This is a genomic window from Massilia sp. GCM10023247 (assembly GCF_042653325.1).
In the GTDB taxonomy this organism is placed as follows: Bacteria; Pseudomonadota; Gammaproteobacteria; order Burkholderiales; family Burkholderiaceae_D; genus Telluria.
The window spans coordinates 300010-312687 of record NZ_JBHSIB010000011.1 but is presented as its reverse complement, the minus strand read 5'-3'; the positions used below and the strand labels follow the sequence as shown (position 1 = coordinate 312687).

Here is a 12678-nt window from a genome sequence, read left to right as displayed (position 1 = left end):
TCGTCATTGGTAGGGCCTCATTCGGTGCCGGCGCGCCCGGCGCTGCGCATCCCGCTGGCGAGCGGAGGGTGCAGCATCAGGACCTGGCGCGATCGTCCGCGCACGAGCTCGACTTCGTCTTGCTCGATGCGCGCCACCCGCGCGCCCTTGTACAGTTCGCCCAGGCGCAGCGTCTCGCCGTCGATGACGGCAATGTGGCGTCCGCCCGGCTGGCGCGCGATCAGCACCGACTGCAGCTGGGGCGCGCGCGCTTGCGTCACGGCGGCCGCGCCGGCGCCGTCCTCGCGCGCGATCAGCCCGGCCGGCGGGCGGGTCGGGTCCTGCAGCGGCTGGGCGCCCGCGTGTGCGCCGGCGAGCAGCAGGGCCGCGCAGAGGGCGCGGGCGATCAGAGTGTCATCCATTTCGGGTCCAGGCTCAGGGTGTACAGGTTCAGCGTCAGGCGCGAGGACGGCCAGGTTTCCGCCTCGAGCTGGGCGCGTCCCCAGAACAGGCGGGTCGGCATCGCTTCCAGCGCCGCCATGTAGGCGACCATGTCCAGGTAATTGCCGCGCACCGTCACTTCGACGCCATGCCGGTACAGCAGGGCCGCGGGTGCCGGCGCCGTCTCGCCGGTCCCCGCCGGCTGCGCGCCCGTGACCGGCTCGGCCGCCAGGGTGCGCATCGACACCAGCTGCAGCCTGCCGTTGGCGCGCAGGATCGCGTCGACCAGCGGCGCCATCCGCCCCGGCGGCACCAGGCCATGCTGCATCGCGCGCAGCTCGCCGGCGAGCGCCTCGGTATCGGCCCGGACCGCGGCGATGCGCGCGCGCGCGGGCGCGTCCGGATCGACCTGGGCCGCCTCCACCTTGGCGCGCAGCTCGGCGTCGAGCCCTTCGATGTGGTTCTGTTGCTGGACGATCTGGGCGCGCAGCGCGTCCTGGCGCGCGAACATCGGTTTCAGCCCGAGGTAAAACGCGACGAACACGATCCCCGCCGCGGCTGCCGCGAAGACCAGCGCCCGTTCGCGCAGGGTCAGCGCGTCGAGGCGCGCGGCCATCCGGATCAGGGCGTTCTTCATGGCTTGGCGCCCTCCATGGCCGACGACAGGCTGAACTCGACGTAAGCCGGCGCGGCGGCCGGCGCCTTGGCCCCCGGGCTGCCCCCCTCGACCGGCGCCGCGCCCTGGATCTGCATGCTGGCGAACGCCTTGCCCTGCAGTACCGGCTCGCGCGTCAGGCGGTTCAGGTAGCCGGGCACCCGGTTCGGATCGAGCGCGCGCCCGTGCACGGCGATCGCGCCGGGCTCGCCGGTCTTGCCGTCGCCGCCGACGCTGACCCCGGTCAGCCAGAGGCCGTCCACATGCTGGCGCGCCAGCGCGCGGAAGGTCTCGGCGTGGCCCCGGGTGTTGCCCAGTTCGCCACGCTCGAGCACGCCGGAGACCTGGCGCAGCGCGGCCAGCTGGCGCTCGGCCTCGGCCAGTTCGTTTTCCAGCGCCGGGTTCTTCTGGCGCGGCGCAAACTCGGCCGTGACGGCCGCCAGGCGCGCCTCGGCTTTTTTCAACTGGTCGGCGCCGGTGTCGGCCTGGGCCTGGAGCGCGTTCACCCGGGCGTTGCCATACAGGTGGAGCGCGGCCACCCCGAGCACGAGCACGCCGAGCGCCAGCGCCATGGTGCGCGCCGAAAACATCTTCTTTTGTTGCAGGAAGACGGGGTTGAACAGGTTGATCTGCTGGCTCACAGCGCCGTCCCCTCGTGGCGCAGGGCCGCGCCCAGCGGCACCAGGAAGCGCTGCTGCTGCAGCGGGTCGGCCAGGTGGGGGGCGCGCGCGAAGTCGAACAGGGCTGCCAGGTCGAGCGTCTCCACCGGCGTGTACAGGTTGCTCGACAGGTAGTCCTCGAGTCCCGCTATCGCGGACGGCGCCAGCACCAGCTTGGCCACGCTGATGAAGGAATACTGGCGTTCGAAGTTGTCGAGCGAGCGCTGCAGCTCGAGCGTGACGCGGTCGAAGCTCGCGTGGCGCCGCTCCAGCTCGGCATCGAGCAAATGGTCGAGCCCGATGTCGATGCGGCGCGCCAGGTACAGTTCGCCCCGGTAGGAAATCGTCAGCAGCCCGCCCTCCTCGCCGAACGAGAGCATGGCCACGCCACGCCCCGGCGGCTCGACCAGGGCCGAGATATTGCGCTGCGCCGTCTCGGGGATGTCGATCACCGCCAGCTCGACCTTGGCCGCCGTGAACAGCTTCTGGCGCGCCTCGATGACGCTGTTGCGCGCCGCGATGGCGAACATCGAATGCTGGGCACGCACGGCGGCGTTCGGATCGACCGGCAGGTCGAGCACGTCGATGGTGGCGTCGTCCACGTGGAAGTCGAGCATGTCCTTCAGGCGCCAGCGCACCGCCGTGCGCAGTTCGTCGGGCGCGACATTCGGCGCGTCGACCGACACCACCTGGTATTCGCCGCCGGCGAGCACCGTGATCGTGCGGTAGGCATGGGTGTGCAGGTCGCGGCCCGCCTTGTCGAGCAGGTCGGCGAAATCGCTGCCGGGATAGAACCCGGCCTGGCGCACCTGGGGACGCATCCCGGCAGCGGTCTGCATGCTGACGGCGGCAAGGCCGTCGCGCTGCAGCGCGATGGCGAGCCAGCCTTCTCTTTTCTTTGCTTTTCTAAAAAAACGCATGCAGACCGTGGGGAATGGGACGAATCGCGGACGTATTGACCGTAAAAGCTTGATTATATTCAAGATCGACGGAAAGATAGGAAAAAATCGCCGGATAGCAACATTGTGTTGCCTCCGGCACGCACTCTGGCGCCGCGGCTAAAAATACAGCTCGCGCATATAGATCACGGGGCTGCGGTGGCTGCCATAGCTGACCCTGCCGATGGTGCTCGGCAGCCAGGGCCAGCCGGCAAATTCGAGCGTGACGCTGCCGCTGCGCGCAACGCCACCCGGCCGCTTGCCGGGCGCGAGCAGCCACAGGACGGCGCGCCCCTTTTTCATCTCCACCGGCGCCCTGGTGGAGGCAGCCAGGATGCCCGTGTCGCAGCTGCCGTCGCTACGGGCAAACTGCTTCGAGCAGACCAGGAAGCGGGTCGCCCCGGCCCCGACACCGGGCGCATCGGCAAACTCGGGATTGAACAGCCAGCCGCTCGCGCCGCCCCAGTATTCGGCGCGCAGGCCGAGCGCCGTGCGCAGGATGTCGGTGCCGAGGGCGTTCGGCACCTTCAGGCGCCCGTTCAGGACCAGCACCCCGCCCTCGTCGGACACCTCGTTGCTGCGCAGCGAGCTGACCACGATCTCCGGTTTGCCGTCCTCGGTCAGGGCGGTCTCGGCGGCCGTGGCGCGCACGAACACCGCGGTCGGCGCGCTCAGGTTGGTCGCGCGCGGCTCGGCCTGCTTATAGCCGGCCGCCAGGCGGTACGGCGCCTTCGCCTGCATGAGGGGCGCGTTCGCGTCGGTGATGGCGACGCTCTGCTTGCCCGGCTCCGGCACCAGGTCGGGCGCGAGCGGCTGGCCGCCGGGCTTGTTCACGGCGCTCAGCGTCACCGGCCTGAACCAGGCGCCGGTAAAGTTCTGCAGGCGCTCGTTGTTGTCGTTGAAGGCTTCCACCGTGATCGTGAACGGCTGCCCGGAATACACGGCGCCGCGGTCGTCGCGCGGGCAGGCATAGCCTGCCGGCAGGCTGGCCGGGCACTCGAAGGGTCCGGTGACGATGGTCTTGAAATAGGCCGGATAGAAGCGCCCGACCGCTACCGTGCTGCCCCCGACCGGCACGCCGAGATACAGGTTGCTCCGGCTCGCGTCGTCGGGATGGCTGGCGTCGACCAGGCCGGTGACGAAGGCGATCGCGCCGACTTCGCTCCACGAGGCCGTGGCCGACATGATGCCGTCCTTCCAGCCGCGGCTGCCGGTCTCGAACAGTTCGCCCACGCTGGCGAGCGCGATGCCGTCGATCGCGGCGCGGCCGAGGGAGATGCCGGGCCGGACCTTCTCGTTGCCGAAGTTGGGCGCGAACCCGGCCTCGTCCGCCAGCCACGCGCCGATCTCGACCGTCAAGGGCGCGCCGGCCGCCGCGAAGCCGAGACTGGCCGGCGCCGTATTCCCGGGGTTGGAGATGCTGCCGTTGCGGATGTCCCTGAACGCGATCCGCAGCGGGGCGCTGACGAAGTCCCCGGTGGCGGCCGTGTTACCGCTCTCCTTCAGGCTGAGTCGGATCTGGCCGACGTCCTTGTAGATGAAGTCCAGCTTGCGCGATACGGTGCCGGCGGCAAACGCGATGGCGACCGGGGCCGACCAGGCCAGGGGCTGGCCGGCTGCGGCGCAGGCCGGGATCGCGGCGCCCGCATAGCTGGCGCCGACCGTGCCGGCGACCGGGTTCAGGCATTCGATGGCGAACTGGATCGAGGCGGTGGTCGCGCTGGCGGGGGCGCCCGGTATCCCGTCGTTGGTTGCGGTGATGAAGATCGGCGCCTTGCTGCCGCCGACGATGGGCGCCGCGTAGCGCTTGCATGGCTGGCCGGGCGCGCCGATGGCGATGCCCGGGGCGCACAGGCTGTCGGTGAAGACATAGGGATTGAGCGTACCCGGCGTCGGATTGGTGGAGACGTCGCGGTCGATGGCGGTGTCGGTCAGGGACGCCGCATTGTTGGCCGGGTTGTCGTCGCCGGTGCCGGTCACCGTCACCGTCACGGTTTTCTGGCCGGTGGTATCGACCGCGGCCGTGAGCAGCAGCGGCGGCGCGCTGGCGCCGGGCGCGAGCGCGCCCTGCCAGCTGCAGCTGCCGTTCGAACCGTTCGCGGCGCAGGTCCAGCCGGTGCCGCTGCCCGCGAGGTAACGCATGCCGTTCGGCAGCGCGATGGCGACGCTGATCCGGCCGGTCTCGGTGTACGGCCCGTGGTTGGTCACGGTCGCCGTGTACTCGGCAGGCAGGCCGACCTGGAAGCTGCCGGAGCGGGCGAGCGCGATCGACAGGTCCGACACCGGGGCCGTCGGCACCACCAGCACCTCGACGTTGAGCAGCACCAGGTCCTGCCCGGTGCGATACCGGGTGGTGACGGTGGCGTCGTCCATGGTCCAGTCGCGCACCTCGGTGTCGTAGGCATCGAAGTCGATCCCGTAGGAGGCGCTGTCGTTGTTGATGTTGCTGCGCGAATTGAACTGGTTGCCCGGCGGGTTGAGCGCATCGGACAATTCCTTGCCCTCGAACAGCAGGCTTTCGCCGCCCTGCTCCAGCGTCGGGTCGCCTTCCCAGGTGATGTGGCCGACGCGGGCGCGCTCCCTGACCGCGATCAGCGGGCTCTTCCAACGGAAATTGTTGGCGTTCACGACGACTTCGCTGTTCTGCACGTGCTGGAAGCCTTCGTAGATGTTCAGCACGCGCTCCGGCTCGGCAGCATGGGAATAGACGACGAGCAGCGAGAAGCCGCCGAGCACGGCCTGCGACGCGCACCAGGGGTCGCCCGTTTCGACCGTCAGTCCGGAGAAGTCATAGGTGCCGCTGCCCTTGGCCCGGACCACGCTCGTCACGTCGGCGGCGCCGCCGAAGTAGTTCAAGCCGCCGCCGACGGTGCGCGAGACGTACTTGCGGGCGGCCGTCACGTTGCGGCCCTCGAAGCTCACCGTGCTGTCGCTGGGACCGGAGCCGGCCCAGTACAGCTGGGCCGACAGGACGGTCGCGCCGGAAGGCAGCACCAGGGCCGCCGTGCGGTTCGTGCTCGGCGCCGTGACCGTGCAGGCGTTGACCTTCTTGTTGCCGTTGTTACCGTTCTCCAGGCAATTGCCGTTGTTGCCGTTGCCGTCGCCATTGCAGTTCTTGCCCTTGTCCGTGTTGCTGCCGGTGCGCAGGGTGACCTGGGTGCCGGCGAAGTTGACGCGGCCGTCGAAGGCCTTCCACAGCGTGATCGGCGTATTCGCCTGCGCGGGGAGCGCGAAGGACAGGAGCAGCAGGCAGCAGGCCAGCAGTGCTCCCTGCGCCAGCCACTTGAGGCCGCTCATGCGCCTCATATCTGCACCTCGATCACGCGCCGCACATAGTCGGGATCGGCCGAACCCGGCGGGCAGGCATTGCCCACCGCCGGGGCACAGGCGACCGAGCGGATGATCCAGCGGTCGAGCGTGACCGCCGGGTCTTCCGACTTCGGCCCTTCGACCAGGGTACAGGTGACGCTCACCGTGAAACCGCCCAGCACCTCCCCGGACAGCGCCACCGGATGGGCCGCGCCCGGCGCGCAGGCGCCGCCGTCCGGCCTTCGCAGCCGCTGGAACAGGCCCCATTCGATGCCGGCGCGCGCGGCCTGGTAAGCGCGCACGCCCTGCTCGTCGAGCAGGATGCCCTGGCGCTGGCTGCCGAAGATGGCGACCAGCGCCACCGCGAGGCCGGCGAGGACCACCAGCAGGAAGATCGCCGTGACGAGGCCGGCGCCGGCGCTGCGGCCGCGGACCGGGGCGGGAGGGACAGGCTTCATGGCGTGTTGTCGACGTGGACTTGATGGACGAGGCGCACGCTGCCGCCGGCCGCGTCGCCGTGATTGCGGGTGTGCAGGGCCAGCGACAGCAGCACCAGGGCGCTGCGGCGCAGTTCGACGTCGGTTTCGTCGTAGCGGAAGACGTTGCGGCAATCGGCGACGCGCCGCGCCAGCACGGCGCTGGCCGTGCCCGCCGGAGGATCGGCCATCTCGCGCGCGATCGGGTAGCCGGCATAGCGCCGCAGCACCAGGTGCTCGCCCTCGGCCTCGCAGCGCAGCATCACCGGGCCGTCGACGACCTGGAAGCGCCGGCCCGGCGAGGGCATCGGCTCGTCGCGGTTGCCGAAGGGGTTGTCGGCCAGCGTGATCTCGGTGCCGCCCGCCGGCGCGCGCTCGCGCACGCGGGCGATGTTGCGCGCGGGCTGGCCGAACCCATAGGCATCAGCCGGCGCCATGCCGGGACCGAGGTTGTAGACGACCACGTACTGGTTCGGCAGCACCTCGGCCTGCAGGCCGCCGACGACGGTGAAGGTCGGATTGGTGCCGACGAAGTCGAGCGGGGTGCCGGAGGTGGCGGCGTCGTCGACGTCGAGGTAGCGTCCGCCGGTGGTGGTGAGCAGGAATTCGATGGCGTCGCCGCTGCTCGACACGCGCACGCTGTTGGGCAGCGCCAGGCGGATCTCGCGCGCCATGCGGCGCAGTGCCAGGTCGGCTTCGTCGCCGGCCTGGGCGCGCGCGACCGTGTCGGTGTAGCCCAGCATCGGCACCCGGATGAAGACGGCGACGATGGCGCCGATGATGCCGATGACGACGATCACGACGACCGCCTCGACCAGGGTGAAGCCGCGCGCGCGGCGGCGCACTGCCTGCGGGCGCGCCATCATTCGCCCCTCGCGATCGGCGCGTAGCGCGCGCGGTAGCCGTCCAGCAGCACCGGCTCGCCGCCATCAAAGCTCACCGCGATGCGGATGCGCAGCGCCTCGCTGTCGGCGGCCGTGCTGCCGGCGGCGATGTCGCCCAGCCGCTCCGGCACGATGGTGACGGTGGCCCGGTAGCCGTCGACGCCGAGCGGGCGGCCGAGGGCGTCGGCCAGGACCCCGGCGGCGTTGTCGAAGGGCGCCGCCGGGGTGCCGGCCGCAGCGACGTAATCGTTGACGTTGTCGAAGGGACGCACGAAGCTGGATGCGCCTTCGTTGCCGAAACCCTCGGCCAGCGTGCACTCGGCGCTCTGCTGCGCGCTGTCGGCGTTCTCGTCGCGCGGGTCGCAGAAGGTGAAGCCGGCCAGCTGCACTTCTTCGAGCAGCCCCTCTGCGATCATCAGTGCCTGCTTGCGCCGCAGCGGGTCGGCGCTGTTGGCCGTGGTAAAGCTCATGACCCCGATGATGCCGGCCAGGGCCAGGCCGATGACCATGATGAACATGACCAGTTCGATCAGGGTCACGCCGGCCTGGCGGCGGAAGGTCACGAGCGCGCCGGCCTGGCGGCGCGGGCGGGCCGCCTCAATCGACATAGCCGGTCTCCGCTTCGATGCCGATCGTGCGCGTCACGCCATCGCCCTCGACGGCGATGGCATACCTGGCGCCGGCGGGATTGCCGGCGCTGGCGCGGCCCAGGCCGTCGAAGCGGATGGCGGCGGCCGGCACCGTCACGGCCAGTCCGGCAGGTGCCGCTTCGCACATCCAGCTGTCGGAACCGCAGGCCTCGCGGGTGGCGTCGGAGCCGCTGTTGGCGCCGCCCGGCGCCCGCACCTGCAGCGCCGGCGGACAGTCGGCCTGGGCGGCGAAGCACAGGGCGGCCCGTTCGGGCGCGAGCAGGACGAACACGGGACGGTTCTGGGCCACGGCGATCTTCTGGCCGTGGCGCAGCATGGATGTGAGCTGGTCGGCCCAGGCGGCGGCATCGAAGGCGCCACGCTCGAAAAAGCGGGAAACGGCGACCGTGGACACGATGCCGATGAGGACGATCACGACGATCAGTTCCACCATGGTGAAGCCACGGTGGCGCACGCCGCGGCCGGGTGCGCGACGGGTTCGTCGCAAACGCAGGCCGGCCACGGGTGTCAGGGGAGGGAAATTACTCGCAGGCGGCCGCGCGCTGGGCGTTGGTCGCGCCGACGGCGCCGACGCGGTAGGCCGGCGGCGTGTTCACGGCACGCGACGGGGTGTAGATCAGCGCGCAATTGATTGCGCTCGGGGTGCCGACGACGCTGGCCGGCACGATCGCCATTTCGCCGACGGTCGCGTTGATGGTCGGGCGGTTGGTGCCGTTGGCGGTGTAGACGGTGTAGTCGGCGGTGGTCAGGCCCGAGGCGTCGGCCAGGGCGCGTGCCTGGGTGGCGCTGGCAACCGATGGGTAGCCCGAAGTCGCGTTCATGGTCACGGTGAAGCCTTCGACGGAGACCGACGGGGCTTTCGTCACGAGCCACTTGCCGTGCGTCAGTGCCGAGGTCGCCGACAGCGCGCCCTTGGCGGCGTTCAGGCTGGCCAGGCGGGCTTCGCCGCTGAGGCTGGCGAAACGCGGCAGCGCGGTCGCGGCCAGGATGCCGAGGATGACGATCACGACGATCAGTTCGATGAGGGTGAAGCCGCCTTGCTGCCCTTTGATGCTTTTATTCATTGTGTTTTCTCCGAGTAGTGTCGACGCGGCACCATCACCGCAATATTATTCAAGGCAAGAGACTGATCGTCGAGCTGATCAAGCAACAGGCCGGTGGTAACCTCCCGCCGTCCACTTGTCATGACCGGATCAGTTACACCCAACAATTTTACCTTGAACAATAGTATTTTTTGTATCCCTGAAGAAAAACTTTTGTGACCGGAAGGCAGATAAACCAGCGCATGCACGCTGCGGTCGAAGTACCAGTTCCCTGCCGGCAGCGCGTCCTCGCGCACCGCATAAAACTCCCCGAGATAGTTTTCTGGCGCCTTCTGCAGCCAACGGATGGGATTTTGCCGTGCAAGTGCCGCCAACTCGGCCTCGCCGCCGCCTGCGATGGCTGCCGCGGAGCGCACCGACAAGGCCGTCCGCAAGGAACTGACCAGTTGTTTAACCGCAACGCGCTCTGCCTCGGCCTGGTAAGCAATGAGGCGATCCAGCAACACCCCGGCCAGCAGCGCGGTCACGATGGCGGCGATGGCCAGCTCCAGCCGTGTCGCCCCGCCCTGCCCGCGCCCGCCCGCCGTCCTCATCCGCGTTGCAGGGCGGTCTTGCCCAGGTCCCAGATCGGCAGGAAGATACCGAGCGCCATGACCAGCACCAGGACCCCGAGGAAGGTGATCAGGATCGGTTCGATCTGGCTTGATAGCGTCTTGAGTTCGTAGTCGACTTCGCGCTCGTACATGAGGGCGATCTCGTCCATGAGGTCGTCGAGCGAACCGGTCTCCTCGCCCACCGCGATCATCTGCAGCACGATGGGCGTGAACACGTTGGCGGCGGTCGAGGTGCGCAGGATGCTCTCGCCGCGCTCGACGCCGTCGCGCATCTGCTCGATGCGCGCGGCCAGGTAGGCATTGTCGGCCGTCTGCGCCACCACACTGAGGGCCTGCACCACCGGCACGCCGCTGCGCATCGACAGGGCGAAGCTGCGCGCAAAGCGTGCCATCGTCGCCTTGAGCATGATCTTGCCGGCGATCGGGAAGCCCAGCTTGCGCCTGTCCCATTTGTAGCGCCCGGCGGCCGTCGCGACCCAGGCCCGGAAAGCGACGAAGCCGCCCACGGCGAGCGCGCCGAGCAGCGGCCAGTAGTCGACCGTGAAGCGCGAGGTCGCCATCAGGATGCGGGTCATCAGCGGCAGCGTCGCGTGCATGCTGGCGAACACCTTGGCGAACTGCGGGATCACGAACAAGTTGACGATCACCATCGCGATCACCATCGCGGTGACCACGAAGCCCGGGTAGCGCAGCGCCGATTTGACGCGGTCGCGCATGTCGCGGTCGAATTCGAGGTGGTCGAACAGGCGCAGGAACACCTCTTCCAGGCGGCCAGTCATCTCGCCCACGCGCACCATCGACAGGTAGAAATTGCTGAAGCACTCAGGGTGGCGCCGCATCGCGCTCGATAACTCGCGCCCCGCATCGAGCGACTCGCGCAGGTCCTTGATGACGCGCGCAAAGGCCGGGCTGGTGGCCGACTCCTGCAGGCCGCCCAGGCCGCGCATGATCGGCACCCCGGACTTGAGCAGCGTGTGCATCTGGCGGCTGAACAGCTGCACGTCCATCGACGTGACCTTCTTTTCGCGCAGCCGGCGCCAGGTATCGGACACGCCGGCGCCGGACGCGCTCTTGCGCCTGGTCGCGACGATCTCGACCGGCGTGACGCCGGTGCCGAACAGCTGGTCGGCCACCGCGCCGGCGTCGAGCCCCTCCAGCACGCCCTGCATCAGTTCGCCGCGCGCATTGCGGCCCTTGTAGGCAAAATATGGCATCGCTCAGTCGTCCATCCGCTCAGTCATCCATCTGCTCAGTCATCCATCTGATTACTGATGCGCATCGCCTCGGCGATCGTGGTACGCCCCTGCACCGCCAGCTGCACGGCATGGCGGCGCAAGGTCTCGCCCTGCATCTCCGTGTGCGCGACCTTCAGGAAGTGGCCAGGGTCGGGATGGTTGGCGGCGTCGAGCACGGCGCGCGTCATCTCCAGCAGCTCATACACGCCGGTGCGTCCGCGGTAGCCGGTGCCGTTGCAATGCGAGCAGCCCTTGCCGTGGAAGAACTGAGCCTGCTCCACGAAATCGCCCAGCTCGGCGCGCAGCCAGGTCCGTTCCGGCGGCGTCGGCGGGTAGACGGTGCTGCAGCTTTCGCAGATCACCCGCACCAGGCGCTGGGCCAGCACGGCCTGCAGCGAGCCGCCGACCATGTAGCGCGGCACGCCCATGTCCATCAGGCGCAGCGGCGTCGAGGCGGCATCGTTGGTATGCAGGGTGGATAAGACCAGGTGGCCGGTCATCGCCGCGCGCAGGCCGATCTGGGCCGTTTCCTGGTCGCGCATCTCGCCGACCAGCACGATGTCCGGGTCCTGGCGCAGCGCCGAGCGCAGCACGCGGGCGAAGGTCAGCTCGATCTTGTCGTTCACCTGCACCTGGTTGATGCCCTGCAGGCGGTATTCGACCGGGTCCTCGACGGTGATCAGCTTCTTTTCGACCGAGTTCAGTTCGGCCAGGGCGCTGTAGAGCGTGGTGGTCTTGCCGCTGCCGGTGGGCCCGGTCACCAGCACCAGGCCGTTCGGGCGCTGGACGATGGCGCGAAAGCGCTCCAGCAGCTTTCTCGGCATGCCGATCGCTTCCAGGCGCAGCGTGTTGCCGGCCTGGTTCAGCAGGCGCATGACGACCGACTCGCCGAACTGGGTCGGCATGGTCGAGATACGCACGTCGATGCGCTGGCCCTTGACCTTCATCGCGAAGCGCCCGTCCTGCGGCAGGCGCTTTTCCGAGATGTCGAGGTCGGCCATCAGTTTCAGGCGCAGCGCCAGCGGCGTGGCGATCTTGATGTCGGCCTCGGTCTGCAGGTGCAGTACGCCGTCGATGCGAAAACGGATCTGCAGGCGCCCTTCCTGCGGCTCGATGTGGATGTCGGAGGCGCGCACCTGGGTCGCGTCATCGAACACCGACTGCAGCAGCTTCACGACCGGCGCTTCTTCCAGCCCCGGATTGGCCGCCATGGCGCCGAAGTCGACGAAGGCGTCGCCAATGTCGGCCTCGACTTCTTTTGCGAAATCGGTGATCTCGCCGGTGCGGCGGTAGATGCGGTCGATCGTGTGCAGCACCTCGGTCTCGTTGACCACGGCCAGTTCGACGGTCTTTTTCAGCAGGCGCGCGATCTCGTCGTAGGCGAACAGGTCGGTCGGGTCGGACACGCCCACCAGCAGGCTCTCGACGCGGTCTTCCAGCACCAGCGCCCGAAAGCGCCGCGCGGCCGTCTCGGGCAGCAGGCGCACCAGGGCGTCGCTGATGTTGTAGAACTTGAGGTTGATGTAGGGGATGTTCAGCTGACGCGCCAGCGCGCCCGAAATCTGCTCTTCGGTGACGAAGCCGTTCTCGACGAAGACCCGCCCCAGCTTGCGCCCGGTACGCTTCTGGTCGGCCAGGGCCTGGTTCAGCTGCTCCTCGGACAGGAGCTTCTGCTGCACCAGGATTTCGCCGAGTCGGACTTTTTCTGGCCTGGCCATGACACCCTCTGCAATGAATCGTGTGAATAAGAAATCATTTTAAAGGAGAACGGGCCAATATTTACTGGTGGAATTGC

General features: G+C 68.9%; 13 protein-coding genes. All 13 read right to left on the bottom strand.

Going from position 1 to position 12678, the window contains the following annotated elements; genetic code table 11:
- Positions 1-17: 17 nt before the first annotated feature.
- Entirely contained in the window at positions 18-401 is a 384-nt protein-coding gene (locus tag ACFPAH_RS11780) for a hypothetical protein (protein WP_379745090.1), read from the bottom strand.
- A complete protein-coding gene (locus ACFPAH_RS11775) occupies positions 386-1057 on the bottom strand; it encodes a hypothetical protein (protein ID WP_379745088.1) in 672 nt (223 codons plus the stop codon). The genes ACFPAH_RS11780 and ACFPAH_RS11775 overlap by 16 nt, the downstream gene beginning before the upstream one ends.
- Entirely contained in the window at positions 1054-1716 is a 663-nt protein-coding gene (locus ACFPAH_RS11770; RefSeq protein WP_379745085.1) for a PilN domain-containing protein, read from the bottom strand. Before ACFPAH_RS11770 ends, ACFPAH_RS11775 begins: the two co-directional genes overlap by 4 nt.
- Complete coding sequence (locus ACFPAH_RS11765; RefSeq protein ID WP_379745082.1) at positions 1713-2654, bottom strand: agglutinin biogenesis protein MshI; 942 nt, start codon at positions 2652-2654, stop codon at positions 1713-1715. The genes ACFPAH_RS11770 and ACFPAH_RS11765 overlap by 4 nt, the downstream gene beginning before the upstream one ends.
- A gap of 138 nt (positions 2655-2792) precedes the next feature.
- Entirely contained in the window at positions 2793-5969 is a 3177-nt protein-coding gene (locus ACFPAH_RS11760; RefSeq protein WP_379745079.1) for a DUF6701 domain-containing protein, read from the bottom strand.
- A 5-nt stretch (positions 5970-5974) separates the two neighbouring features.
- Positions 5975-6439 carry an agglutinin biogenesis protein MshP gene (locus tag ACFPAH_RS11755; protein ID WP_379745076.1) on the bottom strand — a complete coding sequence of 155 codons (465 nt, stop codon included), beginning with the start codon at positions 6437-6439 and terminating at the stop codon, positions 5975-5977.
- Positions 6436-7323, bottom strand: a complete 888-nt coding sequence (locus ACFPAH_RS11750; protein ID WP_379745073.1) for a prepilin-type N-terminal cleavage/methylation domain-containing protein — start codon at positions 7321-7323, stop codon at positions 6436-6438. The genes ACFPAH_RS11755 and ACFPAH_RS11750 overlap by 4 nt, the downstream gene beginning before the upstream one ends.
- On the bottom strand, positions 7320-7949 hold the full coding sequence (locus ACFPAH_RS11745; protein ID WP_379745070.1) for a type IV pilus modification PilV family protein: 630 nt from the start codon (positions 7947-7949) through the stop codon (positions 7320-7322). Before ACFPAH_RS11745 ends, ACFPAH_RS11750 begins: the two co-directional genes overlap by 4 nt.
- Complete coding sequence (locus ACFPAH_RS11740; protein ID WP_379745991.1) at positions 7939-8445, bottom strand: prepilin-type N-terminal cleavage/methylation domain-containing protein; 507 nt, start codon at positions 8443-8445, stop codon at positions 7939-7941. The genes ACFPAH_RS11745 and ACFPAH_RS11740 overlap by 11 nt, the downstream gene beginning before the upstream one ends.
- A 67-nt stretch (positions 8446-8512) precedes the next feature.
- Positions 8513-9055, bottom strand: a complete 543-nt coding sequence (locus ACFPAH_RS11735; protein ID WP_379745067.1) for a type II secretion system protein — start codon at positions 9053-9055, stop codon at positions 8513-8515.
- Complete coding sequence (locus ACFPAH_RS11730) at positions 9052-9627, bottom strand: hypothetical protein (RefSeq protein ID WP_379745064.1); 576 nt, start codon at positions 9625-9627, stop codon at positions 9052-9054. Before ACFPAH_RS11730 ends, ACFPAH_RS11735 begins: the two co-directional genes overlap by 4 nt.
- Positions 9624-10862, bottom strand: a complete 1239-nt coding sequence (locus ACFPAH_RS11725) for a type II secretion system F family protein (protein WP_379745061.1) — start codon at positions 10860-10862, stop codon at positions 9624-9626. The genes ACFPAH_RS11730 and ACFPAH_RS11725 overlap by 4 nt, the downstream gene beginning before the upstream one ends.
- Before the next feature lie 35 nt (positions 10863-10897).
- A complete protein-coding gene (locus ACFPAH_RS11720) occupies positions 10898-12601 on the bottom strand; it encodes a GspE/PulE family protein (protein ID WP_379745058.1) in 1704 nt (567 codons plus the stop codon).
- Positions 12602-12678 lie beyond the last annotated feature (77 nt).

Coding starts and splice junctions, on each gene's coding strand:
- ACFPAH_RS11730 (WP_379745064.1), bottom strand. CDS start 9,627: ATGAGGACGGCGGGCGGGCGCGGGCAGGGCGGGGCGACACGGCTGGAG.
- ACFPAH_RS11765 (WP_379745082.1), bottom strand. CDS start 2,654: ATGCGTTTTTTTAGAAAAGCAAAGAAAAGAGAAGGCTGGCTCGCCATC.
- ACFPAH_RS11780 (WP_379745090.1), bottom strand. CDS start 401: ATGGATGACACTCTGATCGCCCGCGCCCTCTGCGCGGCCCTGCTGCTC.
- ACFPAH_RS11760 (WP_379745079.1), bottom strand. CDS start 5,969: ATGAGCGGCCTCAAGTGGCTGGCGCAGGGAGCACTGCTGGCCTGCTGC.
- ACFPAH_RS11750 (WP_379745073.1), bottom strand. CDS start 7,323: ATGATGGCGCGCCCGCAGGCAGTGCGCCGCCGCGCGCGCGGCTTCACC.
- ACFPAH_RS11735 (WP_379745067.1), bottom strand. CDS start 9,055: ATGAATAAAAGCATCAAAGGGCAGCAAGGCGGCTTCACCCTCATCGAA.
- ACFPAH_RS11755 (WP_379745076.1), bottom strand. CDS start 6,439: ATGAAGCCTGTCCCTCCCGCCCCGGTCCGCGGCCGCAGCGCCGGCGCC.
- ACFPAH_RS11720 (WP_379745058.1), bottom strand. CDS start 12,601: ATGGCCAGGCCAGAAAAAGTCCGACTCGGCGAAATCCTGGTGCAGCAG.
- ACFPAH_RS11775 (WP_379745088.1), bottom strand. CDS start 1,057: ATGAAGAACGCCCTGATCCGGATGGCCGCGCGCCTCGACGCGCTGACC.
- ACFPAH_RS11725 (WP_379745061.1), bottom strand. CDS start 10,862: ATGCCATATTTTGCCTACAAGGGCCGCAATGCGCGCGGCGAACTGATG.
- ACFPAH_RS11745 (WP_379745070.1), bottom strand. CDS start 7,949: ATGTCGATTGAGGCGGCCCGCCCGCGCCGCCAGGCCGGCGCGCTCGTG.